General features: G+C 61.1%; 20 protein-coding genes. 10 read left to right on the top strand and 10 right to left on the bottom strand.

Features of this window, described 5'->3' with window-relative positions:
* Positions 1–131: 131 nt before the first annotated feature.
* The 3 genes from PPGU16_RS35780 to PPGU16_RS35770 all read left to right on the top strand — a co-directional run bounded on the left by PPGU16_RS35780 (position 132) and on the right by PPGU16_RS35770 (position 3,656).
* Positions 132–995, top strand: a complete 864-nt coding sequence (locus tag PPGU16_RS35780) for an amidohydrolase family protein (protein ID WP_180725561.1) — start codon at positions 132–134, stop codon at positions 993–995.
* 151 nt (positions 996–1,146) lie between these two features.
* A complete protein-coding gene (locus PPGU16_RS35775) occupies positions 1,147–2,448 on the top strand; it encodes a dicarboxylate/amino acid:cation symporter (protein ID WP_180725560.1) in 1,302 nt (433 codons plus the stop codon).
* 146 nt (positions 2,449–2,594) lie between these two features.
* Positions 2,595–3,656: a porin gene (locus tag PPGU16_RS35770; protein ID WP_180727186.1), complete on the top strand. Its 1,062-nt coding sequence runs from the start codon at positions 2,595–2,597 to the stop codon at positions 3,654–3,656.
* Between the two features lie 82 nt (positions 3,657–3,738).
* On the opposite strand, the gene PPGU16_RS35765 is transcribed toward PPGU16_RS35770, so the two are convergent.
* The 3 genes from PPGU16_RS35765 to PPGU16_RS35755 all read right to left on the bottom strand — a co-directional run bounded on the left by PPGU16_RS35765 (position 3,739) and on the right by PPGU16_RS35755 (position 6,883).
* Positions 3,739–4,326, bottom strand: coding sequence for a hypothetical protein (locus PPGU16_RS35765; protein WP_180725559.1), 588 nt, complete (start codon positions 4,324–4,326; stop codon positions 3,739–3,741).
* Positions 4,327–4,818: 492 nt separating this feature from the next.
* Positions 4,819–6,219 carry a mercuric reductase gene (locus PPGU16_RS35760; protein WP_180725558.1) on the bottom strand — a complete coding sequence of 467 codons (1,401 nt, stop codon included), beginning with the start codon at positions 6,217–6,219 and terminating at the stop codon, positions 4,819–4,821.
* 124 nt (positions 6,220–6,343) lie between these two features.
* On the bottom strand, positions 6,344–6,883 hold the full coding sequence (locus PPGU16_RS35755; RefSeq protein WP_180725557.1) for a carboxymuconolactone decarboxylase family protein: 540 nt from the start codon (positions 6,881–6,883) through the stop codon (positions 6,344–6,346).
* Positions 6,884–6,994: 111 nt separating this feature from the next.
* On the opposite strand from PPGU16_RS35755, the gene PPGU16_RS35750 reads away from it, so the two are divergent.
* The 4 genes from PPGU16_RS35750 to PPGU16_RS35735 all read left to right on the top strand — a co-directional run bounded on the left by PPGU16_RS35750 (position 6,995) and on the right by PPGU16_RS35735 (position 12,155).
* Complete coding sequence (locus PPGU16_RS35750) at positions 6,995–7,960, top strand: cupin domain-containing protein (protein ID WP_180725556.1); 966 nt, start codon at positions 6,995–6,997, stop codon at positions 7,958–7,960.
* Positions 7,961–8,084: 124 nt separating this feature from the next.
* Positions 8,085–9,143 carry a DMT family transporter gene (locus PPGU16_RS35745; protein WP_180725555.1) on the top strand — a complete coding sequence of 353 codons (1,059 nt, stop codon included), beginning with the start codon at positions 8,085–8,087 and terminating at the stop codon, positions 9,141–9,143.
* Positions 9,144–9,257: 114 nt separating this feature from the next.
* Positions 9,258–10,796 (top strand): ATP-binding response regulator, encoded by a 1,539-nt coding sequence (locus PPGU16_RS35740; RefSeq protein ID WP_180725554.1) that lies wholly within the window; start codon positions 9,258–9,260, stop codon positions 10,794–10,796.
* 222 nt (positions 10,797–11,018) lie between these two features.
* Positions 11,019–12,155: a cytochrome d ubiquinol oxidase subunit II gene (locus tag PPGU16_RS35735; RefSeq protein WP_243460678.1), complete on the top strand. Its 1,137-nt coding sequence runs from the start codon at positions 11,019–11,021 to the stop codon at positions 12,153–12,155.
* Between the two features lie 66 nt (positions 12,156–12,221).
* Here the strand turns inward: PPGU16_RS35735 and PPGU16_RS35730 are convergent, their stop codons facing one another.
* The 6 genes from PPGU16_RS35730 to PPGU16_RS35705 all read right to left on the bottom strand — a co-directional run bounded on the left by PPGU16_RS35730 (position 12,222) and on the right by PPGU16_RS35705 (position 18,553).
* Positions 12,222–12,668, bottom strand: coding sequence for a D-Ala-D-Ala carboxypeptidase family metallohydrolase (locus tag PPGU16_RS35730; RefSeq protein WP_180725552.1), 447 nt, complete (start codon positions 12,666–12,668; stop codon positions 12,222–12,224).
* A gap of 25 nt (positions 12,669–12,693) precedes the next feature.
* Positions 12,694–13,566, bottom strand: a complete 873-nt coding sequence (locus tag PPGU16_RS35725; RefSeq protein ID WP_180725551.1) for a hypothetical protein — start codon at positions 13,564–13,566, stop codon at positions 12,694–12,696.
* A 56-nt stretch (positions 13,567–13,622) separates the two neighbouring features.
* The gene (locus PPGU16_RS35720; protein ID WP_180725550.1) at positions 13,623–13,979 is read right to left on the bottom strand and encodes a hypothetical protein; all 357 of its coding nucleotides are present in this window, start codon (positions 13,977–13,979) and stop codon (positions 13,623–13,625) included.
* A gap of 24 nt (positions 13,980–14,003) precedes the next feature.
* Positions 14,004–14,591 carry a hypothetical protein gene (locus tag PPGU16_RS35715; protein ID WP_224028979.1) on the bottom strand — a complete coding sequence of 196 codons (588 nt, stop codon included), beginning with the start codon at positions 14,589–14,591 and terminating at the stop codon, positions 14,004–14,006.
* A gap of 414 nt (positions 14,592–15,005) precedes the next feature.
* Positions 15,006–17,045 carry a CHAT domain-containing protein gene (locus PPGU16_RS35710; protein WP_180725548.1) on the bottom strand — a complete coding sequence of 680 codons (2,040 nt, stop codon included), beginning with the start codon at positions 17,043–17,045 and terminating at the stop codon, positions 15,006–15,008.
* Positions 17,042–18,553, bottom strand: coding sequence for a metallophosphoesterase (locus PPGU16_RS35705; protein ID WP_180725547.1), 1,512 nt, complete (start codon positions 18,551–18,553; stop codon positions 17,042–17,044). The genes PPGU16_RS35710 and PPGU16_RS35705 overlap by 4 nt, the downstream gene beginning before the upstream one ends.
* A gap of 509 nt (positions 18,554–19,062) precedes the next feature.
* Between PPGU16_RS35705 and PPGU16_RS35700 the strand changes: the two genes are divergently transcribed.
* On the top strand, positions 19,063–20,136 hold the full coding sequence (locus PPGU16_RS35700; RefSeq protein WP_180725546.1) for an SLATT domain-containing protein: 1,074 nt from the start codon (positions 19,063–19,065) through the stop codon (positions 20,134–20,136).
* Between the two features lie 11 nt (positions 20,137–20,147).
* The gene (locus tag PPGU16_RS35695; RefSeq protein ID WP_180725545.1) at positions 20,148–20,927 is read left to right on the top strand and encodes an N-acetylmuramidase domain-containing protein; all 780 of its coding nucleotides are present in this window, start codon (positions 20,148–20,150) and stop codon (positions 20,925–20,927) included.
* A 19-nt stretch (positions 20,928–20,946) separates the two neighbouring features.
* On the opposite strand, the gene PPGU16_RS35690 is transcribed toward PPGU16_RS35695, so the two are convergent.
* Positions 20,947–21,828 carry an aldo/keto reductase family oxidoreductase gene (locus tag PPGU16_RS35690; RefSeq protein WP_180725544.1) on the bottom strand — a complete coding sequence of 294 codons (882 nt, stop codon included), beginning with the start codon at positions 21,826–21,828 and terminating at the stop codon, positions 20,947–20,949.
* A 106-nt stretch (positions 21,829–21,934) separates the two neighbouring features.
* On the opposite strand from PPGU16_RS35690, the gene PPGU16_RS35685 reads away from it, so the two are divergent.
* The gene (locus tag PPGU16_RS35685) at positions 21,935–22,852 is read left to right on the top strand and encodes a LysR family transcriptional regulator (protein WP_180725543.1); all 918 of its coding nucleotides are present in this window, start codon (positions 21,935–21,937) and stop codon (positions 22,850–22,852) included.

Genomic DNA, 22,852 nt, shown 5'->3' with positions numbered 1-22,852 from the left:
AGAGGTATGTGAATTTCACATATCAGCTAGTTGGGTATGGCAATTGTAGACAGAACCATGCGCCGTCACAATCCGCTCACCCAATGGAAATCCGCGCTGCACGCGGAACACGCACAAAGAGACGACGTTCGATGAAATCCTGTTTGCCGCCCGATCCCCATCCCGTTCAACCTGCCCATGCGCTGCCCGCTGGCGCCTGCGACGCCCATTGCCACGTATTCGGCCCCGCGGATGTCTTCCCGTATGCGCCGGACCGCAGCTATACGCCGCCCGACGCGCCGTTCGAGCGTCTCGCCGCGTTGCATGATTTTCTCGGCGCGAGCCGGGGTGTGATCGTGCAGGCCAGTTGCCACGGCACCGACAACACGGCGATGCTCGACGCGATTGCGCGCGGCGAGGGGCGCTATCGCGGCGTCGCGATCGTCGACGGCAATGTCACCGACGAACAGCTTGCTCATCTGGACGCACACGGCGTGCGCGGGGTGCGCTTCAACTTCGTCGCGCATCTGGGCGGCGCGCCGGATCTCGACGTATTCGACTCCGTGCTGGAGCGTATCGAACGGCTCGGCTGGCATGTGGTGCTGCATCTGGACGCGCAGGACATCCTGCAATACGCGGAGCGGATCGCACGTATCAAGGTGCCGTTCGTGATCGACCACATGGGGCGCGTGCGTGCCGAAGCCGGGCTGGATCAGCAGCCGTTCAGGCAACTGCTCGAGCTCATGCGCAATCCGCTCGCATGGGTTAAGGTCTGCGGCGCAGAACGCGTGTCCGCAGGGCGGCGACCTTTCGACGACGCAATTCCCTTTGCACGCACGCTGATCGAAGCGGCGCCGGACCGCGTGCTGTGGGGCACCGACTGGCCGCATCCGAACATCAGCAAGGACATGCCGAACGACGGCGAACTGGTCGATCTGCTGTTCCGTTTCTGTCCAGACGCTGCGCTGCGCGAGAAGCTGCTGGTGACGAATCCCGCGCGGCTTTACGGGTTCTGAGAGCCCCGGCGACACACGATGCGTTGAACTGCCACGTCCGATGGCAGACAGACGGGGAAGCAGGATGCCCCCGTCCTTTCGCTAACAATCCATGGTCAGGAGACACGATGATTCAGATGTTCTGGCAAGCCCTCCGTCGAGGAGCGACGTCATGAGTAATGGTGCAGTCATGACGTCGCGCACGACGGCGACGAAGAAGCCTTTCTATCGCGCGCTGTATTTTCATGTGCTCGTCGCGATTCTGCTCGGCGTGCTGCTCGGCCATTTCATGCCGACGCTCGCTGTGCAAATGAAGCCACTCGGCGATGCGTTCATCAAGCTGATCAAGATGGTGATCGGCCCGATCATCTTTTGTACCGTCGTCACGGGCATTGCGGGCATGGGCGACATGAAGAAGGTCGGTCGCGTGGGCGGCAAGGCGCTGCTGTATTTCGAAGTGGTGTCGACGCTGTCGCTCGTAGTCGGTCTCGTCGCCGGGCATCTGTTTCATCCCGGCAGCGGTTTCAACCTGGACCCGGCAAAGATCGATACGAAAGCATTGACGGGTTACACCACGGCCGCGCATCAGCAGAACACGGTCGAGTTTCTGATGCACATCATTCCCGACACGGTCTCGGGTGCGTTCACGTCTGGCAATGTGCTGCAAATCCTGCTGGTCTCGGTGTTGTTCGGCGCGGCGCTTGCGGCGGCCGGCGAACGCGGACGGCCGCTCGTCACGATGATCGAAGGCTTCGCGCATACGTTCTTCGGCATCGTGCACATCATCATGAAGGTCGCGGCAATTGGCGCATTCGGCTCGATTGCCTTCACGATCGGCACGTACGGCATTGGCGCGGTACTGCCGTTGCTGAAGCTGATCGGTGCGTTTTATCTGACGCTCGTCGTCTTCGTGCTGGTGGTGCTCGGTGCCATTTCGCGGCTGCTCGGTTTCAGCATCCTGCGTTTCATGGGTTATATCCGGGAAGAAATCCTGATCGTGCTTGGCACGAGTTCATCCGAGGCCGCGTTGCCGCAGATGCTCGAAAAGCTGGAACGTCTCGGCTGTTCGAAATCGGTGGTGGGGCTCGTCATTCCAGCGGGCTATTCATTCAACCTCGACGGTACGAACATCTACCTGACGATGGCCGTGCTCTTCATCGCGCAGGCCTTCAATGTCGATCTCAGCCTGACGCAGCAACTGACGCTGGTTGGCGTCGCGATGCTGACGTCGAAGGGCGCGAGCGGTGTTGCGGGCGCCGCGTTCGTCATGCTCACGTCGACGCTGCTGGTGTTCCCGCTGATTCCGGTATCGGGGATGGTGCTGATTCTCGGTATTCACCGCTTCATGGGGACCGGTCTCGCGATCGTCAACACGATCGGAAACGGCGTCGCGACGCTGGTCGTGTCCGCATGGGAACACGAACTCGATCGTTCGAAACTGAACGCCGAAATGCTGCGCCGACGCGCGGGATGACCGGCTAGCCAAACGAAAAATCGCCTGAGTGTTTCGTGGTCTGCGTGTGCGTCGAGCACACGCAGCGGGACAACTCGCGCCTGAAAAATACAAACCGTCTGGAGACGCAGTTGAAGTCAACTAGAAAAAGTAATCAGCAAAACGGGCTGGGTTTCAATGTCCGTTGTATTCGTTGTGCCGCAGCAGCGTGGCTGGCGGCCGCGGCGGGCGTCGCCCATGCCGACGCTTCGCAGGCCGCAGCGGGCGCGGCGACGATGACGTCGCCGGGCGTTCAGATGTACGGGCTGATCGGGATGTATATCGACAGTTCGAAACTCAGCACGACGCGCGCGAGCACGGTTCAGATGGGCGGCGGCGGGATGACGACATCGTTCTGGGGCATGCGCGGACGCGAGGATATCGGCGGGGGGAATGCGGTGGTCTTCTCGCTCGAAAGCTTCTTTAGACCGAACACGGGGCAAAACGGGCGCAATACGACGGATGGTCTGTTCTCGCGCAACGCGTATGTCGGCCTGACGGGCGCATTCGGCACGGTGAAGCTTGGCGAGCAGACCAACCCGACCTATATCAACCAGCAGTTCGTCAATCCGTTTGGTTCGTCTGTGGTGTTTTCGCCGTTGATCGTGCAGTCGTACACGGCGAGCTACAACAACACGCAGATCGGCGACACGGTCTGGCAAAACGCTGTCGAATATGTATCGCCCAGTTTTGGCGGACTCACGGGCACCGCGATCTATGGCGTGAGCAGCACGACCGGGCATCAGGGGCGGGACAATCTCGGCTTGCATCTGACCTACGTGAACGGACCAGTGACGGCCGTATTCTCCGCACAACGGGTTCGCTCAGTTGCCGTTGCGCCGTCGACGGGACAGTACCTGTATCTGGTGGGCGCCGCCTACGATGCCCGCTTCGTCAAGGTGTACGGCGCCGCGCAGATGACCAGCAATAACGACGTGGAAACGGGCTCGCATACATACGAGTTGGGCGTGTCGGTTCCGCTGTCGCCGTCGAACGTGATTCTCGCCGAGTGGGCCCGCACGAAACACAGCGCGCCACTCGATCGCAGCGATGTACGCAATACGGGCACCCTCGCGTACGACTATATTCTTTCGAAGCGTACCTATGTGTATGCGGTCTACTCCTATGACAAGCTGACGGGCAATCCTTCCGGCAGTACTTATGGAGTCGGCATGCAGCACAGTTTCTAGGCTGCAGTCATTTCGCGGAAGGCGCAGGCTTTAAAGTGAAAGCCTGCGCCGATGGTCAGGCATGTACCCATTCGCGACTCGACTAGCGGAAGCCGTAGACCAGGATCTTTCTCCCCTCGAAGTACTCTTGCACACCTTGCTCGCAGTTCTTTGGACACATGACATTGCCGTCCCCGCTCTTACCTGACACGGTGACTGCCCTGTAGACAACGGATTCGACGAGCGTCCCGTCGGAAGCAATGACGATGTTCAGATCGGTCTCGACGCCGGCCGGCACGGCGCCACCGGGCTTATAGACGATTTTCATGGTGCCGGTGCAATCGGGGTTCACCGTGTAAGAACCTTCCTGTTTCGGATTGAATGATGTCTGTCCCCCTTTCGGCAATCCGCCGATCATGCCGAAGTCGGTGCGGTCGAATTTGCCCGCACCGTCGAACGTCACCAGGGCGACGTCGTCGAGGATCGAAGGGGCGGAGTACGGATGCAACACACCATCGTCATCTTTCAATCCAAGTATCACGCCGTGACCGATAAACTCGAACGCTCCCTTTAGCGTTGCGTTCGAGCAAAGGCCGCCGTGTCCGTCGTGGTCGCCGGCCTGCACGGCACCACTGAGCAAGAGAAGTGCAACGGCTGTCGCCGATAAAATGCTTGCATGCTTGATCTTCATGGTCATCTCCTTGTTACCGGATCGGGCGCGTGAGATCACGGCGCGCAGTGGCCCATTGCTGGTTGCAGTAGGCGCCCAATTCAAACAACTGAACTTGAAAATGGCCGCAGTGATACTGCGCTGCCGCCATCTGCGGAGCGAGCTATGAGAGAGAACGATGGGCCGTCAGTGCGGCCAGGTGTTCTGGAGTAGGAAGCAGGAAAGACTTAAGCGTGGGCCAAAGTAATGAATGGCGAAACGCTTCACCAAGCGGTCATTTTTTCACTCGGTGTCGGCAGACACGTGCAGAAAGGGTGCACGAAATTCCGCTCGATGATGACTTCGTGGGTCGGCTATGCTTTAAGGTCGCGTAGCTGAATTGAGTGTAATCCACGATATTCGCGGGTGCCAGATGGATTTGGCATAAGCGGGCCAGTGCTTCGCAATAGTCGGCGTCTCGAGAAGATGTGGCGCGCGTCGACTATGGCGCGCCACACCTGGACCTCAGAAGTTCTACTCCGCTGCTCTCGCCGGCACGTTCGACAGAAGCGGCCCCAAACCTTCAGCGAAGGTCAGGTGCGAGATGACGGCGTCGCGCAGTTTCTGATACGGAAGCGCCGCGAGCATCGCGGTCTGCATCGAGGCCATCACTTCGCCCGCTTCCGCGCCGAGCATCGTGAATCCCAGGATGCGATCATCCCTGGCACTCACGAGAACCTTCATAAAGCCTTGCGTCTCATCCGTCGCTTCGGTTCGCAGGACATGGCTCATCGGCAGTATTGCCACCCGAACCGCGATACCGTGACGCAGCGCATCGCTTTCATTCAACCCCACGCGCGCGAGCGGCGGATCGGTGAAGAGCGTGTAGGGAACCAGCCGGTCGCTCGTCTTGCGATCGCCGCCAGACATGTTGTCGCGCACGATCCTGAAGTCGTCCACCGAAACATGCGTGAACTGCGGACTGCCCGCGACTTCGCCGATCGCCCACACGCCGGGCGCCGAAGCCTGCAGGCGCTCATTGACGCGAATATATCCGCGATCGTCGAGCGCGATGCCTGCCTGCTCCAGACCGATGCCGGCCGTGTTCGGAACCCGCCCTGCCGCGACGAGAATGTCGCTGCCGTCAATCGCCAGTTCGCCGGAAGCGGTGCGCAATACGATGCGCACATGCGTTCCGGAACGACCTTCCACACTGACCGTTTCCGCATTCAGCACGACATCGATGCCTTCCGCACGCAGAATGCGAAGCATCTCGTCGCTGACGTCCGCGTCTTCGCGCGTCATCAGCCGTGCACCGCGCTCGATGATCGTCACGCGGCTGCCAAAGCGGCGATACGCCTGCGCCATCTCGATGCCGATGTAACCGCCGCCGAGCACGACCAGATGCGTTGGTGCGTAGTCGAGGTCAAGCGCGCCGATATGCGTCAACGGCTCGGCGGCGCGCAATCCCGGCACATCGGGAATGGCAGCGTGCGTGCCGACATTGACGACCGCCTGATCGCCGCTGAGCGTGCGTGTGCCGCCATCGTTGAGTTGCACCTCGATCGTCTTCGGGCCAACGAACCGGCCAACGCCCATGATGAGTTCCGCGCCGCTCGATGCATACGCCTGCACATGAAATGCCGCTTCGCGTTCGACCATGCTGCGCTTGCGTTCGCGCACCTTGGCCATGTCGACGGCGACGGGGCCCGTCGTCGTACCAAAGTCGGCGGCATGTCGCGCCAGATGCGCAACGCGCGCGCTCCAGATTTCGTTCTTGCTGGGCAGACAGGCGACGGCGGGGCATGAACCGCCCACCCACTGCCGCTCGACCACGGCGACGCGTTGTCCCGCGCGTCCCAGATGCCATGCCAGAAGCTTGCCGCCCTGGCCGCTGCCGAGAATCAACGTATCGAAATGTTCAACTTGAGACATGACATTTTCCTATTCATTTGCGAGTGAATGTGGCCGGTGCGGCAGTGACCGCGCTTTCCGCCTGACGGCAATGAAGAACCGGGCGGCGCGTCTCACCTGACGCATCCGCCCGACTACGCATGCGTTACTTGACGGGCGGAAAATCGACGGCCGTGTCGTTGATGCGGTTGAACGTATTGGTGAAAATCGTCATCGCGATTGCCAGCGAAATTTCGGCTAGCTGCGTGTCCGTGTAACCGGCAGCGCGAATGGCTGCGAGTTCGCTTTCGCCGATCGTGCCGCGCGTGGTCTGCAGGTTCAGCACGAAGTGGATGAGCGCATCGCGCCTCGCATCGCCTGTCGCCTTGCCCGCGCGAATCTGGCGAAGCGCGTCGGGCGAGAGGCCCGTCATCTTCCCCAACATGACGTGCGCGGCTACACAGTAGTCACAACCCGTCTGCTCGCTGACGAGCAGCTTGATGGTTTCCAGATCCTGCTTGCTGAGACTGCTGGATGCCAGCGCGTCTTCGGCATCCAGCGCGCCATTCAATGTCGCGGGTGCGAGATGACCCAGCGCCGCGAACAGGTTCGGTACGCTGCCGCCAGCGATTTTCCGGACCCGTGCATAGACTTCGGCGGTAGCGCCCGTGGCGTTCGTGACAGCAGGGATAGCGATGCGACTCATGATCGACCTCATTCAGTGGTGGTTAGGAGCCTCCACTTTAGGGTCGTCACATGATCTTGTTGAGCTTGTAGATTAGCAATATCATGCTCGAAAGTATCAAGTGAGGTCGATATGTCACCACCCCTCGACTGGCTCAGCCGTCTGCTCGGCATGATGACGGTGCGCGGCCAGCTGGAACTGCGATGCGCTTATGGCGCGCCGTGGCAGGTCATCTACGGCGATTCGGATGCCGGGGAGATGCCGTATCACATCGTGCTCGGCGGAACGGCGATTCTGGAAACGCCGGGCACAGGCAAACCGCAGCATCTGGGTGCCGGCGATATCGTCATGTTGACGCACGGCTCCGCTCATGTTCTTCACGATGGCGGCGGCGCGAGGCCGAAGCCTGCACGTGAACGCGAAGCCTTGAATCTGATCATCAGCGAAAACAAAGGCACGGGTCAGCGCCTGGATATGCTCTGCGGTCGAATCGTGCTGGCGCCGCCCCATGACCGCTTTATTCGTGCGTACCTGCCGCCGCGGCTCGTGATCCGGACATCGGACGCAAAGGGTTCCGCTCACGGCGAGACGCTGACCCAGCTAAAAGCGCTGATGGCGCTCATGCAAGCGGAGTCGGGCGCGGACAACCTGGGCGGCTATGCGATGCTCAATGCGCTGTCGACGGCGCTGTTCGCGCTGGCGCTGCGCATGTCCAGCGAATCCGACGAAGCGCCCACGGGGCTACTGGCGCTCGCTGGGCATCCGCGTCTGGCGCCTGCGCTTGCAGCCATATTCAACCAGCCGGCCCGGCCGTGGACGCTCGCTGAGTTGTCCGGGCTCTGCAGCATGTCGCGCGCGACCTTGCTTCGCCACTTCCACGACAAGGTGGGCCGCTCGCCCAACGACCTGTTAGCGGATGTCCGCATGGCGCTGGCCGCCAACGCGTTGAAAAAGCCCGGCGTGTCCACCGAGGTCGTCGCCGAGAGCGTCGGCTATCAATCCGTGGCTGCGTTCAGGCGCGCCTTTACGCAACACCTCGGCATGACGCCAGCCGACTGGCGCCGTTCGGAGCTGGAGAAGCAGCGGGGCGGTGCATGACTTGAAGCAGGGTTGGGATGATCCCGCGCGACGGTGCAAAAGCATTGGGACGATCGCGCATCTGACGGTGCGCTACACTGGTTGTTCAGGCGCTCGTTGCGCACCTTGTACCGTTCCCGATCCCATGAATTCCCGCTCCAGCGCGATCTTCACCGCGCTTGCCGCCGCAGCGCTGTTTGGCGCTGCGACGCCGCTCGCCAAGGCCCTGCTCGGGTCGATGTCCGCATTTCTGGTTGCCGGCCTGTTCTACCTCGGCAGTGGCATCGGGCTGGGTACTGGCATCATCGTCCGGCGATTGCGAGCGTCCGCCGGGGAAAGCGACAGTCACGGCATCAGCCGGACCGAACTGCCATGGCTGCTCGGCGCCATTGCTGCTGGCGGCGTCGCCGGCCCTGCGCTGCTGATGCTTGGGCTGTCGAGTACGCCGGCTGCGACCAGTTCGCTGCTGCTGAATCTCGAGGGCGTGCTCACGGCCGTGATCGCATGGGTCGTGTTTCGCGAGAACGTCGACGTCCAGGTATTTCTTGGCATGGCGGCGATCGTCGCGGGTGGTGTGATGCTGTCGTGGCAACCGGGCGGGGCAGGCATCCCCGGCGGCGCGCTGCTGATCGTCGCAGCCTGTCTGTGCTGGGCGATCGACAATAACCTCACGCGCAAGGTTTCGACCAACGACGCGATGGTGATCGCCTGTCTGAAGGGGCTGATTGCCGGGCCGGTGAACCTCGCGATTGCGTTCGCGACGGGCGCCTCGCTCCCCGCTGCGGGCATGGTCGGTGCCGCGATGGCAACGGGACTTGCCGGCTATGGCGTCAGCCTCGTGCTGTTCGTGATCGCGCTGCGTCACCTCGGGACGGCACGCACTGGCGCGTACTTTTCCGTCGCGCCGCTGTTCGGTGTGGCGCTCTCGCTCCTAATCTGGCCCGAACTGCCGCAGCTGTCCTTCTGGATAGCCGCGGCCCTGATGGCGCTGGGTATCTGGCTGCACGTCCGCGAGCGGCACGAACATCAACACACGCACGAGCGGCTGGAGCATACGCATCGGCATCGACATGACGAACATCATCAGCACGAGCACGACTTTGCCTATGCCGGTGATGAGCCGCACACGCATCCCCATGTGCATCTGCCCATTACCCATTCACACGCGCATTTCCCCGATGTTCACCATCGACATTCGCATTAGTGCGGAGAAGATCGTGAAATGACGCTGATCAGGCGCGCTGTCGTGCTACCCTTGGCCGGAGCCTGACCGGTTCCTGTGACACTGGCCCACCCCGGCAACGACTGGCAATGGTGCATGCACAACCCACCGGAAACAGACCCGCCGCTCGCCGGCCGGTCGGAACTGATTCTCAACGTCGACGACAATGATGCCGCGCGGCTTGCGAAAACGCGCGTGCTGACCCGTGCGGGCTTCGACGTGCTCGAGGCATCGACGGGTGAGCAGGCGCTATCGTTTGTCGTATCGCGCAAGCCCGCCGTCGTCCTGCTCGACGTACGGCTGCCGGACAGCGACGGTGTGCACGTGTGCAAGCGGATCAAACAGAATCCCTTGACGCGGTCGGTACTGGTCCTTCAAACCTCCGCGGTCCTGCTGACCGCCTCCGACAGAATTCGCGCCCTGGACAGCGGCGCGGACAGCTATCTCACCGAACCCGTCGAAGCACCTGAACTCGTCGCCAACGTACGGGCGCTGCTGCGCCTCTGGCGCGCCGAGCGCGCGCTTCGCGAGGCGGACCAGCGCAAGTCCCAGTTTCTCGCGACGCTTGCTCACGAATTGCGCAACCCGCTCGCCCCAATGCGCAACGCGCTGGAACTGATGGAACCGAGATTCCAGCCGAGCCCCGCCGCAGCGCGGGCGGCATGGCAGACGGTAGGGCGACAGGTCGAGCACCTGTCGCGGCTCGTCGACGATCTGCTCGACGTGTCGCGTCTGGCGCATGGGCGACTCACACTCGAGCGCACATCGATCCATGTGGGATCGGCCATTGCCGCGGCAGTCGACGCCAACCGGCGCGAGATCGATACGAGGCGGCAACGGGTTTCCATATGTCTGGAGAATGAGGCCTGCGCCGTATTTGGCGACGACGCTCGGGTCGTCCAGATGCTCGACAACCTCGTGTCCAATGCGACGAAGTACGCGCCAGACGAAAGCGAGATCGAAATCGACGTCGGGCAGTCGCAAGGCATGGTGTCGATCAGGGTCCGTAACCAGGGCGTCGGCATTTTGCCGGAAGAACAGGAAGCGATCTTCGAGCCATTCATCCAGTCGCGGCGAAGCATTGCTGCGTCGCAGGGCGGTCTCGGGATCGGCCTGTCTCTGGTCCGGGCGCTTGCCGCATTGCATGGCGGAACGGTGTCGGCCCGCTCGAAGGGAGCGGGGACGGGTGCCGATTTCGTGCTGCGTCTGCCTGAATTCGTGGGTTCGACGTCGCTCGTGTCTCCACAGGCAGAGGGCGCGTCGATGGGCCACGCTCGCGCTCGACACATCCTGATCGTGGACGACAGGCTCGACAACGCCACGGCGCTTGCCGCGTTGCTCGAATCGCGCGGACACCGGGTGCATATCGCGGCCTCCGGAAACGCCGCACTGATCCTCAACGGGCAGATCACGCTCGATGTCGCGATCATCGATATCGGCGTTCCACCTCCAGACGGTTATCAGATTGCCCGGACTATTCGGGCACACCCGATCAGCGGAAGTGCCGTACTCATTGCCGTTTCAGACTCAGCGCAAGCCCGCGACGGGCGTGACTGGCGGGCGGCGGGCTTCGACCATCATCTCGTCAAACCGGTGGCGCTTGCCGACATATTGCGGCTTGTCGACGGGGCGTGAGCGGGGTGGAACATGAGGCGTTCCGTTTCTACGCCAGTGGCCATCATCCTCACGCAATGGCCGGTCGACCTCATTTAATGCCCGCGCGGACTGATGCGCTTGGTCCAAAGGTCATGAACGGTTATTTCTCAACTGGACCAATCAAACTGGTGGGAACCGGATCAATCGCCAATCCGTGTGATCGCGACAATGGAGCTTCGGAAACTACAACCGGACTCCATGATGGATATCGCGACTTGCTGGGCCGCTATCATTGCCTTCGGGCTCGGTATGTATGTCGTACTTGACGGATTTGATCTCGGCATAGGGATTCTCCTACCGTTCTTTTCGTCCGAAAGCGAACGCGAGCGTCTATTCGGCAGTCGTTCGCCCGGGTGGCGCGGCAATGCGATCTGGATGGTCTTCGGCGGCGCGTCGCTTTACGCTGCGTTTCCCACAGTCTGTTCAGTTTTGCTTTCCGCGCTTTACCTGCCGTTGGTCACGATGGTGATTTGCATGATCGTCCGGGGCGTGGCTTTTCAGATCCGCGAAAAGGTCGAAAGGTCTCGTCAGTGGTGGAATGGGGTGTTCATTTGCGGATCGGTGGGCTCGACCTTTTTTCAGGGCGTCATGCTTGGCGACTGGCTGGCGGGAGTGCGTGCAGAAAATGGACATGTAGTCGGGACCCGGTTCGATTGGCTCACACCTTTTTGCCTGTTCACGGGTCTTGCACTGCTGATGACGTATGCGCTGCTCGGCTGCTGCTGGCTGATTGCGAAGACCGACGGGGCATTGCAGCGCAAGCTCTACCAATTTTTCTTGCCGTTGACGGTGCTCCAGCTTCTTACGGTGATTGGACTGCTCACCGGTCTTGTGTCAATGGTGATGTATGCGCTTCTTGGCTGTTGCTGGCTCATTGCAAAGAGTAAAGGAGAGTTGCAGCGCAAGCTCTATCAAGTTGTTCTGCCGCTGGCTGCATTCCAACTGCTTATGATCGTCTGGCTTGGTTTGAATACGCAGATGAACACTCCGATGCCTGCGGCGCGATGGTTTGACTGGAACGTTCTGCGTTGGCTTTGTCCTGTGCCGCTGCTGCTCGCGGCGGCTCTATTCGGCATGCAACGTGGTGTCGATGCACTTCGCAGCATCGCGCCTATTGTCGTCGCACTGCCTTTTCTGTTACTCGGCTATATTGGCTTGCTTATCGACATATGGCCTGTGTCCATCTTCGCCCGAGTGAATATCTGGCATGCAACGCCTGTGCGGTCTAGTGAGCTTTTCAAGCTCGCCGCTGCCGCGATGACTATTCTTCTCTTGCTGGCCTACACTCTGCCGGGCTACCGGTTTGCCTGGCACGGGAGAGACCGTTGCGACCTTTAGGACCGGCCGAGGCCATTGCCCTGTCCGTACTGAGGCAGTCGACGCGTTCAGCCGCTGCCTGAGCCCTTACGCGAACCCCACCGTATAGGTCGTCGGCCCGCCGCCGAAATGCGCCGTCAGCAGTTGCCGGCGATTGGGTGCGCCGTTCTTCGGCAGACCGAGGTGAACCCAGGTATGTTCGAAGATCAGTTGATCGAATACGAGCGCGGAAGTCTGCAAGAGCCGGCAAATGTCGATCGGCGTGCCGTATTGCGGCGCAATGAAATCCACGGCGAGACCATAAATGTGCGCACTGTCGATGGCGCCTTTGACGGCCCTGTTCAACTCGGGTGAACGATAGCCTGACGAAATGATGATCGGTTTTCCGAGAAGCGCACGCAACTTTTCCAGCGCCTGTGCAGTCGCCGTGAGATTGACGACGATGTCGGGACCGGGGACGTTTGGGATGTTATTGCGTGACGCGGTCTGACTCGCCACGAACTCTTCCAATGTGAAATGTGGGCTTAGGTTCATGATTGCTACCTCGCTAACATCAGTCTCAAGCCAGGATATTCCTCGCGGCCACGTCCGCGCAAAAGCGCTCGCCAATCTGCCCGTATCCCGAGGAAGTAGGATGAATTTCGTTAAGCCAGTCGGGACTGCTGATCTGCGGATCCGCGTCGGCAGGCGTCAGTATTCCGAGTGTCCGGATGACATGGAAATTCTTGAGGGGCAGTCCGCTCACGAGAGCAAAGAGCCGGTCGATGAATTCCTTCGCCAGCATTTTCCAGTCGTCCGGCGGCACCTCGTACGCCTGCAACGCCGGATACAGCCACGGCCCGAAATGCAGGCCCGCACCCACGTCGCGCGGCATCGGATAGTCGTAGGTGTGCGCGATGATGGGCATGTTCTGGTTGGTCTTGCTGGCGGCGCGCATGGCATCCAGCGCGGCGTACTGGGCACGAAGATGCTGGTCGAAAAGTGCCCAGCCGTCTTCGGAAACATATGTTTTGCCTGGCTGCGCGCGCTCGGACTTCGTCAGCAAGAGTCGATCGCCGGGGCTGTGTGGCGTTCCGTGAGCATCCGTCGGGAGGACACCGAGCGCGTCGATCAGATCATTGCCGCCAGCCGACAGCAGCATGGCGTCCCACGCACGTTCCCGCGGCCCGCACAGATAGCTCGCAAACCACGGGTCGCGACGCCATTCGACCATATGGGCGAGCGTATCGCCCGGGTCCGCGCAGTTCACGATGATCGCAGAGTGCCCGAAATCCAGATGTGGCAGCAACGACGACGCCCGAAACAGGTTCAGCCCGTTGATCGAGAACCACGAATCGCCTTGCGCCAGTATCCGGTATCGGACTGACGAGAAGTCCGGCGCCATTTCGCTGTCAACCTGCGACGCCGGCACAATCTGCGGTCTGTTCGGCATGACGTCTCCACCTGAAATCGTTCATGCTTGCACGGCATACGGGATACGGACGCTTTTCAAGGTGCGCCCGGAACGGCCAGCTTCACGCCCGCCAGCGTGCCGATGGAGTCGTAGATCGCTTTCACCACCGCGTTGTAGATCTTTTCGATTTCAACTTCGACGATCTGCACAAACGTATTCACGAAACCTCTCGCCATCTGATCGAGTCCGTCCAGATAGAACATCCTCTCGGCAGCCGTAAAGGCATTGACCTCGATCATGCCCGCAACCAGTGCGGACTGTTGCGCGAGAGCTTGCAGTTGCGTCTGTGAAAAGCCGGCGATCAACCTGACGTCACTACCCGTGACCGTTTTGACAGTCGAAGAAATGCTCTGCGTGAACATATCGGCTGCTTGCGTGAGATCCAGTGCCATGGCGACTCCTTGAACGTGTGCATCTCAACGTTGCAAGAAGTTCTCGTAAAAGAGAGCTTCTGAAACGAAGTACTGTGTGTAGCCTTTGTTCGCAGCCACTTGTCCATTATTCAATCCGTGTGCGCAGTCGGTATCCCTGAGCAGGCTCATGGCCCGCGACACCTGTTTGAGCGCCATCGCGCTGGCAGGGACGTACTGTCGGGTGTCCGCCTGGGCCATCGGCATGGGCATCGTGAGAGCGGGCGCGCGCTTGATCTTGCGTGCGTCGGCACATTCGGCGGCGGCGAGGCTCAGCGCCTCGTCGCGCCCTGCGGGTGGCGTCGGGTTCGATGCGAGCCATTGCCCGAGCGCCTGCTCGACCTTGTCGCGGATCGCGCTATCGGGGACCGGTCGGCTTTGCGACTCCAAAGCAAGCGCATCGACAGCGCCGATGATCCTGTTGTATTCATCGACGCGATCCGGGAAGGTCGCCTTGTCGACCCCCATCCCGGTTGTCGCGTAGAGCTGCATGATGTCGCTGTTGACGGCGCGGATTCCGTTCACCAGTGCCGGATCATAGGCGGGTGCCAACTGGATCGTGCAGGCCGTGACGGCGACGGTCGTGGCGAGCACGATCGACGTCGTCCATTGCCATAGCTGAACTCTACGGAGCAGGAAAGACATCGGTTGTCCCCTCGACAGTCAGTAAGTGGACGGCGCATGCACACTAGAGGTGGCTTCGTGTTCAGCGCATCGCGACGCGAGAGGACAGCATGCTGACTGTTCACCCGAAAGGGCGTTCTCGCAAAACGTACTTTGCAGCACAAGAGATGAGTGACGAATGGACTCATCGCTTGTCGATGAATGATTGACTTTGGATTCCTTTGCTTCATTGAAGCGTAGGAAACTTCAGGTTAGGACGTATATCGGCGTTTTTCGAGTGATGTGTCACCGCCAACTGCGAAGTTGTGTGCGGTGAAGAACATTCGGCGAATGACTAAAGATGTGCCGGACGTTCATCCCCTGGTTGGGACGAGATGGTTGCGCTCAATAGTCCCAATCCGGTTCATCACAGGCGGGCAGTACCGTGAGTAATTGCCTCGCCAGTGCCTCGATGTCGTATGCGCCTGCGGCCATCGGCACGAACCAGTTGAGATAGCGCACGACCTGGCGCCGCATCGAGAAGACTTCGAACGAGGTCGAGCCGGTCAGCGAGACCAGCTTACGCGCCGCTTCAAGCGCCTTGTTGGTGATCTGGTCGCCGCAAAAGGCGGGCGGCAAGCCGTCGATGTGCCTCGCGATCAGATACAGTTCCGTCAGATTTCCATACGCCCACGCGCGAGTGCATTGCTCGCCATGATCCGCATCGTTGAGCGATTGCACGTGAGCGCTCAACCAGATCGATGTCATATCCTGATCGGGCTGATCGAGTGGTCTTGGCAGGCGGCCAAGGTGTTGCAGAAGAAGCGTCAGCGAAAGAAATTGAACCAGTTGTGAAGGGCTCTTGCGCTGCTTCAGATAGCTTGACCAATAGTGGTTTCTCGACGTTTCGAGCTTGTTGATCAGTTGCAGGCCTTCTTTCGAACCGGGATCGAATTTTCCTTGTTGCGTCGAGTGATAGATCATCTGCGCTTCGCGCTTTTCGGTGCTTGCCAGTAGTTCGAGAATACGGGCTTCCTGCTCGGGATACTCGTCGATCGCCAGTTGCAGGCGCGCCTTTGCGTCGGTTACCTGCTGTTGCGCTCTGGCCAGCGCATCGCGGTGCGCGTGCTTGTCGGCGCTCGAAGCAGTTGGCGGAAGTAGCGAATCCGAGGTCAAAAATGCGCTCATCGCGCGGTCGGCGATGCTGAGCGCAATGGAGATGCAATCCATCGACTGCTGGATGCGTGCGTCCGCAAGCTGTGCGTCGAAATTAGGCGGCAAGGATGCATACGTGACGATACTCGCCCAGTCGTGCTTGTCCTTGAAGTACGAATGCAACCGTCTGCGCATGCCGACGACCAGCTTGCGCGGGTCCTCTCCCCACAACAGTCCCTCGTACATGTCCTTCACGAACACCACCGAGCCGCCAAACGACAGCGGATACTGACTCGCAATCACGAGCGGGACGCCGGCCTCGTGCAGCGCATGGGCGATGCTGGCGCCAACGCCCGTCACCGAGCCGACGTTGCCGGCGTTACAGCTTGCGAGCGTGACGACGGCAGGGCGCGTGAACCGGCCCGGCTGGTTATGGCGTGGCGTGCGCAAGATGGTCGCCAGCCGGTCGCCGGAAATCGCTTCCATGCCGTCAGGGTGCCGGTCGGAATGAAACGCGAGACCGAAGCGGCTGTCGTAGGGCGTGTTCGTTTGAATGCCGTGCGCCAGAATGTGCACATGCGTGTAGTCGTTCTTCGCGCAGGCCGCTTCGAGGCTTTCGGCAGATGCGTTCGGCAGCACCGACAGCCGTTTGCCGACGATTGCCAGACGCTTCTCCTCGTCGTAGTCATCGGAGAGCGCAAGCCATGGCGTCAGCGCCTCGCGCAATGCCAGCAGGTGCGCCTCGGCAGGCACCGCTTCCATGTCGGGCGGAGAGGCGAAAGCAAACAGAATGTGCGGTCTGCGCGGCCAGCGCATGTATTCCTGAGGAACCCGCCGTGTTTCGCGCGTAATGCAGACAGGTTGCTCGGTCTGCAGAGAAAGCGCTTGCCCCGCGCCGGGGAAGCCGTTGGGAGCGGTCGCCAGTTCGAAGGGAAGCAGCGCGAGTTCCGACGCGGACATGATCAGTCGCAGGTGCGTGACCTGCTCGGCCGTGCTGCCGTCGCTCGTGCTGGTTTTTTGCCGGTTGAGATCGGCGGTCAGGCCGGGAATCTCTCCAAGCAACTGGCCGAGCACACGTGCGGTATCTCCCATCTGGAATTCACGCGCTTCGGGCCCGAGCTGATAGCTCAACGCGCGCAGCCGATAGAGCATCTGGTTGTGCTCGAACGGAACGTGCAACGTGACGGCGCTATGGTTTTCGCACAACGCGATGTATTCGGTGAGAGGCGACAGCAACTGATTATGAGGCGGCCCGTGACGCAGCAATTCGAGTGTTATTTTGCGCATCATCGAATCTCCATGCAGCTTGCCGGCAGGTCCGCGTCGAGTACTGTTTTACCGTCGATGGTTTTTACGTGGCGAAGCTCCGCCTTGACACTGTCCGCTGCATCGCGCCATACGACCACGACCGTGCAGGACTTGATGACCAGATCGGGCGTGTTGTCGAGATCAGCCATGCTGCCGCGCCTGAGCGCCGCGAAGACTTGCGCGAACTGTTGCGGGTCGGCACGCACCTCGGCCCTGATGCGAATCAGGCGCGCCCATGTGCCGCTGTTGAAATAGAAGCCGCGCCCATTTCTGCGACGTATCGCGCGTTCCAGATGGGTGTGTCCGGCCACGACGACGTCGATGTCCGGTGACACTTCGGCATCGAGCTGCACCGCGGTGTCGTCGCGCTCGGCAATGTCGAAGCTGCGATCGCGGTCGAGGTTTTCGAGCGCCTCGCGCAAGACCTCGCTGGTCGACTCCTTCCGGGACCATTTGACCAGCGCGCCGAGCGCGTCGAGCTGAAGGGCCTCGGCGCCCGCAACGAGGTCGATGGCGGTGACGCCGCGCCGCGCCCGGTCATCGGCCATACGCAACATCTCGTTTGCCTGAAGCGCGGCCTGCTGCGACCTCGCGGCCAAGGCGACGGGCGCACGTGCTGTGTCGTTCGCGGCGGGTGCCGCTTCGTCTTCCGGCTGGGTTGCGCCCAGCATGCCATCGGGTTTGCGCACGCCAGCCCATACACGAGTCAGTGCGACCGACGCGAGTTTCTTCGCCCGATCGAGTTCGCTGACCAGTTGCGGCGCGCATGCCGCGAGCGTCGGCGCGACAGCCGCCTGTTCCGGCTTCAGCAGATCGACGAAAGGGTATTCGCGCTTCACGGGATTCATCACGTCGATCACCATCTTGCTGCCCGCATTCGGAATCCACGGTTCGACCACCCGGCCAATCTGCACATCGCGTGCTATTTCGCGGATCCTCTCGAAGTTCGCCGGGTTCCAGCGATCGACCTCGTTGCCGTGCAAACAGAGCACCGAGCGCCCACCGACGCTACACAGCACGCCGCTGCCGTCGAACACCAGATACAGGCGCGAGTGGGCGCCGGGCGCGGCCGACTGTCCTCCCGTCAGAATCTGCACGAGGCGGTCGCGCACCCACGGCAACGCGAGTTCGAGATCGTGATTGCCGAGATTGACGATCAGCCGCCGCCGTTCCTTGCCGAGAAAATAAGGAAAGGCCTCGAAGACGGGGCGAAACGTGTCGTCCTTGAGGGTGATGCGTTCGAGCTTATGGATCGCGCCGTGCGGGTCGAAATAGGTCGCGTCTTCTTCGGCGAGAAAATCGACGAAATCTCCATTGATGACGAGCGCGACTTCATCGCCGGGATCCTGGTCTGCAAGCAGCCGGATGAGTCCCGCCAGCTCGGCGCTCGAGCCGAAAATCTGAAATCCAGGCGGCCCGCCAAGGTGGAGATCGGAAATGACGTAGAGCCTGTCGACGTGGTGGATCGGCTGCACGGCAGTCTTCTCCATGATCAGAGCCCGCGGGGGCAAGCGGATTTCGCACGACTTGCGGCACGCCTGCAATAACGTAGACGATCAGGACCCGTCGTATTGGAATGCTCGCGCTGACATACACCGCTCACGTGCTCTCATAACATAGTTGAGGCAAGCTTCTTTTGCCGATCTTTCGAACACGGAAGCCAGTCACCATGACCACGTTGAAATCCATTTGCCGGCTTGATGTACTTATGGAGCTTTTTAAAAGCATGTATTCATGCGCCTGACGGTTTACTGCTTTCAGAAATGCGTCAGATGTCTCGTCTTTCATATCAGCGGCACGGTGCGCTACCGAACATAACCACAAAACAAGAATGTCCTAGGCTAGCTTACTGACGAACATCGGCATCGACATGTTCGCGTTCGCTGCTTCATGGTGAGAGGCTGGCGAGAGGTTTGATAAAGAACTCCGCAATGAATAAAAGTACATGCCTCAGGGTTCTTTGGTTTTCTCCTGTGCATCAGTTCATTGCGAGAGCACGATGGATATTCCGAATGAAGCACATGGTGGCGCATATCGGCAATTTCCCACCCGTCCGGAACAATACCGGGGCGACGCGTGGGACGGAACGCTAAGTGAGTTGTTTTCCACGGCCGTGACGCATGCGACCGATCGTATCGACTGGTACGACGCGAAAGCGGCAGAGCGAGCAGCGGTCGCCAAGCGAATCCGCTTCATGTCCTTGCTGCTGTTTGCGCTCGGAACACTCGCTCCCATTCTGCTCACTTTTCTGATCAAGATCGCGGCCGTCGGCAAGACGCCGAACACGCCTTCGAGCTGGCTCGACATGATCGCGGCGCTGCCGCTTGCGGAGATCGGCTATGTGCTGCTGGCGATAGCGGGCGCGCTGGTGGTCTTCGACCAGTTCTTCGACGCATCCGGCTCATGGATTCGCTTTCGTCAATCACAGGCAAGGCTCGAAGTTCTGCTGGCGGATTTTCGCTTCAGCTGGGCTCAGGCGATGGCGCAGGCACAAGGGTCCGTCATCGGCAAAGAACCGCTGCCGCCGTTCACGTCGATCTTGCGGGATTTCGTCATCAAGGTCGAATGGCTGGCGGAGGACGAAACCAAGCAATGGGCGAAGCGGTTCAGCCAGATGATCGATACATTCGATCGCAACCCGAATCTCAAGGTGTCGCTAGGCGGTACGCCGGGCGACCAGACTGGCGCAGCTGGAGAACCGAATGCGGGTGACGCAGGCGCCGCCGCGGGCGCCAGCGGTAGCGGCAAAAGCGCGGCGTCAGCTCCCCAAGGCGCCGCGCCCGCATCGGCATCCGCGTCCGTACAGGCGACGACGGACGAGCATGAGCCGACCGTCAACGCGCGCCTTGCGATCGACGGCATTGACACACTCGACGCGGGCTCGCTGCGTCTCGTAGTGGACGGGGCGCAGATCGACGTGCCTGACGATGGATTTGTCGAACTGCAGTTCGACCCTGGACGCGACCACATCATCGTCGCGAGCGGACAGCGTGGCGGGCAAGCGGTGCAAGCCGAACTGCAGGAGAACCTGACGAGCGAAGACGATAACAAGCCGCTCACCCTCAAGCTATGACGGAGGTTGGTATGAACAGCGCGTTTGTGGGAAAAGCGTCACCGATGACGCAAAACGGATTCGACAACGTACTCGGTCAGCTCGGTGTCGATGCTGCTTCGCTATGGGCACTCGTCACGGTGGAAACCAAAGGTTTTGGATTTCTCGCTGACCGGCGTCCGAAGATTCTCTTCGAACGCCACGTCTTTCATAACCGCACGGGCGGGCGCTTCAGTGCGTCGAACCCCGACATCAGCTCCAGTACACCGGGCGGCTACAGCGGCGGAGCGGCCGAGTACGACCGTCTTGCGCGCGCGATGCAGCTCGACCGGAGAGCCGCGCTCGAGAGCGCGTCATGGGGCTTGCCGCAGATAATGGGGTTCAACGCATCGAAGCTGAGCTACGCAAACGCCGAAGCCATGGTCCAGGCCTTCATCGTCGACGAAGATGCGCAGCTTGACGGCGCGCGACGCTTCATCATGAGCAACGAGTCGTTGGCATTGGCACTCAGGCAAAAGGCGTGGGCACGCGTCGCGTTCTTTTATAACGGCAAGGACTACAAGAAAAACGCCTATGACGACAAGCTGCTGCATTACCAGCAACTCTATTCGATCAAGGGCACGCCGAGCATCGAAATACGTACGGCACAGGCTTCTTTGACGTACCTGGGCTTCGACACGCGCGGTGTCGATGGCGTGGTTGGCGACGGCACGCGCACGGCCGCCATCGCCTTTCAGCGTGCCAAAGGGCTACACGTCTCGGCTGAGCTGGACGATCCGACGCTCGCGGCGCTCAAGGCGGCCATGCCCTGAGTTCACGGTGCCGCTGAACTTAGTGGCCGCCGCTCGCACGTCCAATCGAATCGAGTTCGGCGAGCACGTCATCGCTCAGGCGCAGTTGAGCCGCCTGCATGTTCTCGCGCAGATGCGCGACCGATGAAGTGCCGGGGATCAGCAGAATATTCGGCGACCGATGCAGAAGCCACGCGAGCGCCACCTGCATCGGCGTCGCGTTCAACGTGTGCGCGAGGTCCGACAGCGCGGACGACTGAATCGGCGTAAAGCCGCCCAGCGGAAAGAACGGCACATACGCGATGCCTTGCGCGGCCAGTTGATCGACGAGCGCATCGTCTTCGCGCTGCACGAGGTTGTAGTGATTCTGCACGCAGACGATCGGCACGATGCGCTGTGCTTCGGCAATCTGCGTGGCCGTCACGTTGCTCAGGCCGATGTGCTTCACGAGCCCGTCGCGCTGCAATTCCGCGAGCGCAACGACCTGCTCCTCGATCGATCCCTCCGCCGGGCTATGGACGTTCCCCATGACGCGAATGTTCACGACATCCAGCACGTCGAGGCCGAGGTTGCGAAGATTGTCGTGCACGCCGCGCCGCAGGTCGTCCGGCTCACGCGCGGAAAGCCACGCACCGTCGTCGCCGCGGACGGCGCCCAGTTTGGTGACGATCGTCAGGTCATCGGGATACGGATGCAGCGCCTCGCGAATGATCTGGTTGGTGATGTGCGGCCCGTAGAAGTCGCTGGTGTCGATGTGATTGACGCCGGAGGCAACGGCCTCGCGCAAGACAGCAAGGCACGCGTCGCGGTCCTTCGGCGGCCCGAATACGCCCGGTCCGGCCAGTTGCATCGCGCCGTAACCCATGCGGCGCACGGGACGGCCCGCCAGCGGGAAAGTGTCGGTGGAATTGAAGTTCGGCATTGCGCGCTCCCTGGTAGTCGATGAGCCACAGTGTGCTCGGATTGCGCTGTTGAATAAACCCATCTAAAGTGTACGGGCTGTTGAAAATCTTGAACAATGGCCCTCCATGGAACTGAACGACCTTGCCGCCTTCGTGTCGGTAGCGCGCGCAGGCGGCTTCCGCGACGCGGCGCGCATGAGCGGCGTCTCCGCATCAAGCCTGAGCATCGCCGTGCGCCGCCTCGAAACGAAGCTCGGCCTGCGGCTGCTCAACCGCACCACGCGCAGCGTCGCGCCCACGGAAGCGGGGCTGCGGCTGATCGAAAAGCTCACGCCGCTCTTCAGTGAGATGGAAGCGGCGCTCGACGTCCTCAACGTGTTCCGCGACAAGCCGAGCGGCACGCTCAAGCTCAATGTGCCTTCCAGCGCCGCGCGCATCGTGCTGCCTTCCTTTATCGCGCCGTTCCTGAAAACCTATCCCGACATCCGCGTCGAGGTCGTGGTCGAAGACGGCTTTGCCGATGTGCTGTCCATAGGTTGCGATGCCGGCATTCGCTACGAAGAGCGGCTCGAGCAGGACATGATCGCGATTCCCATCGGCCCGCGCGTGCAGCGTTTCGCGACGGCCGCGACGCCCGACTACCTCGATGCACATGGCAGGCCCGAGCATCCGCGCGATCTGCTCGATCACGCGTGCCTGCGCGGCCAGTTTGCCGGCGGTGCGATGCCTACGTGGGATTTCGAGCGCGACGGCGAAGTGGTGCGGCTCGATCCGTCGGGGCCGCTGGTGGTCAGGCCGGGCGCGGCCATCGAGCTTGCCGTCAGCGCCGCGCTGGCGGGCGTCGGCGTGATTCATCTGTTCGAAGGGATGCTGAGCCAGCATCTGGACAGCGGCGCGCTGGAGCCGATTCTTCAAACATGGTGGCAGCCGTTTTCCGGGCCGTTTCTCTACTATCCGGGGCGACGTCATTTGCCCGCGCCTTTGCGCGCTTTCGTCGATTTCGTCAAGGCGCAGGGTTCGGCCGATGCGCCGGCGGCGCGCTGA

It is taken from the genome of Paraburkholderia largidicola (genome assembly GCF_013426895.1).
In the GTDB taxonomy this organism is placed as follows: domain Bacteria; phylum Pseudomonadota; class Gammaproteobacteria; order Burkholderiales; family Burkholderiaceae; genus Paraburkholderia; species Paraburkholderia largidicola.
Note: the sequence above shows the minus strand (reverse complement) of the source record. Positions and strands in the feature narration are given on the sequence as shown.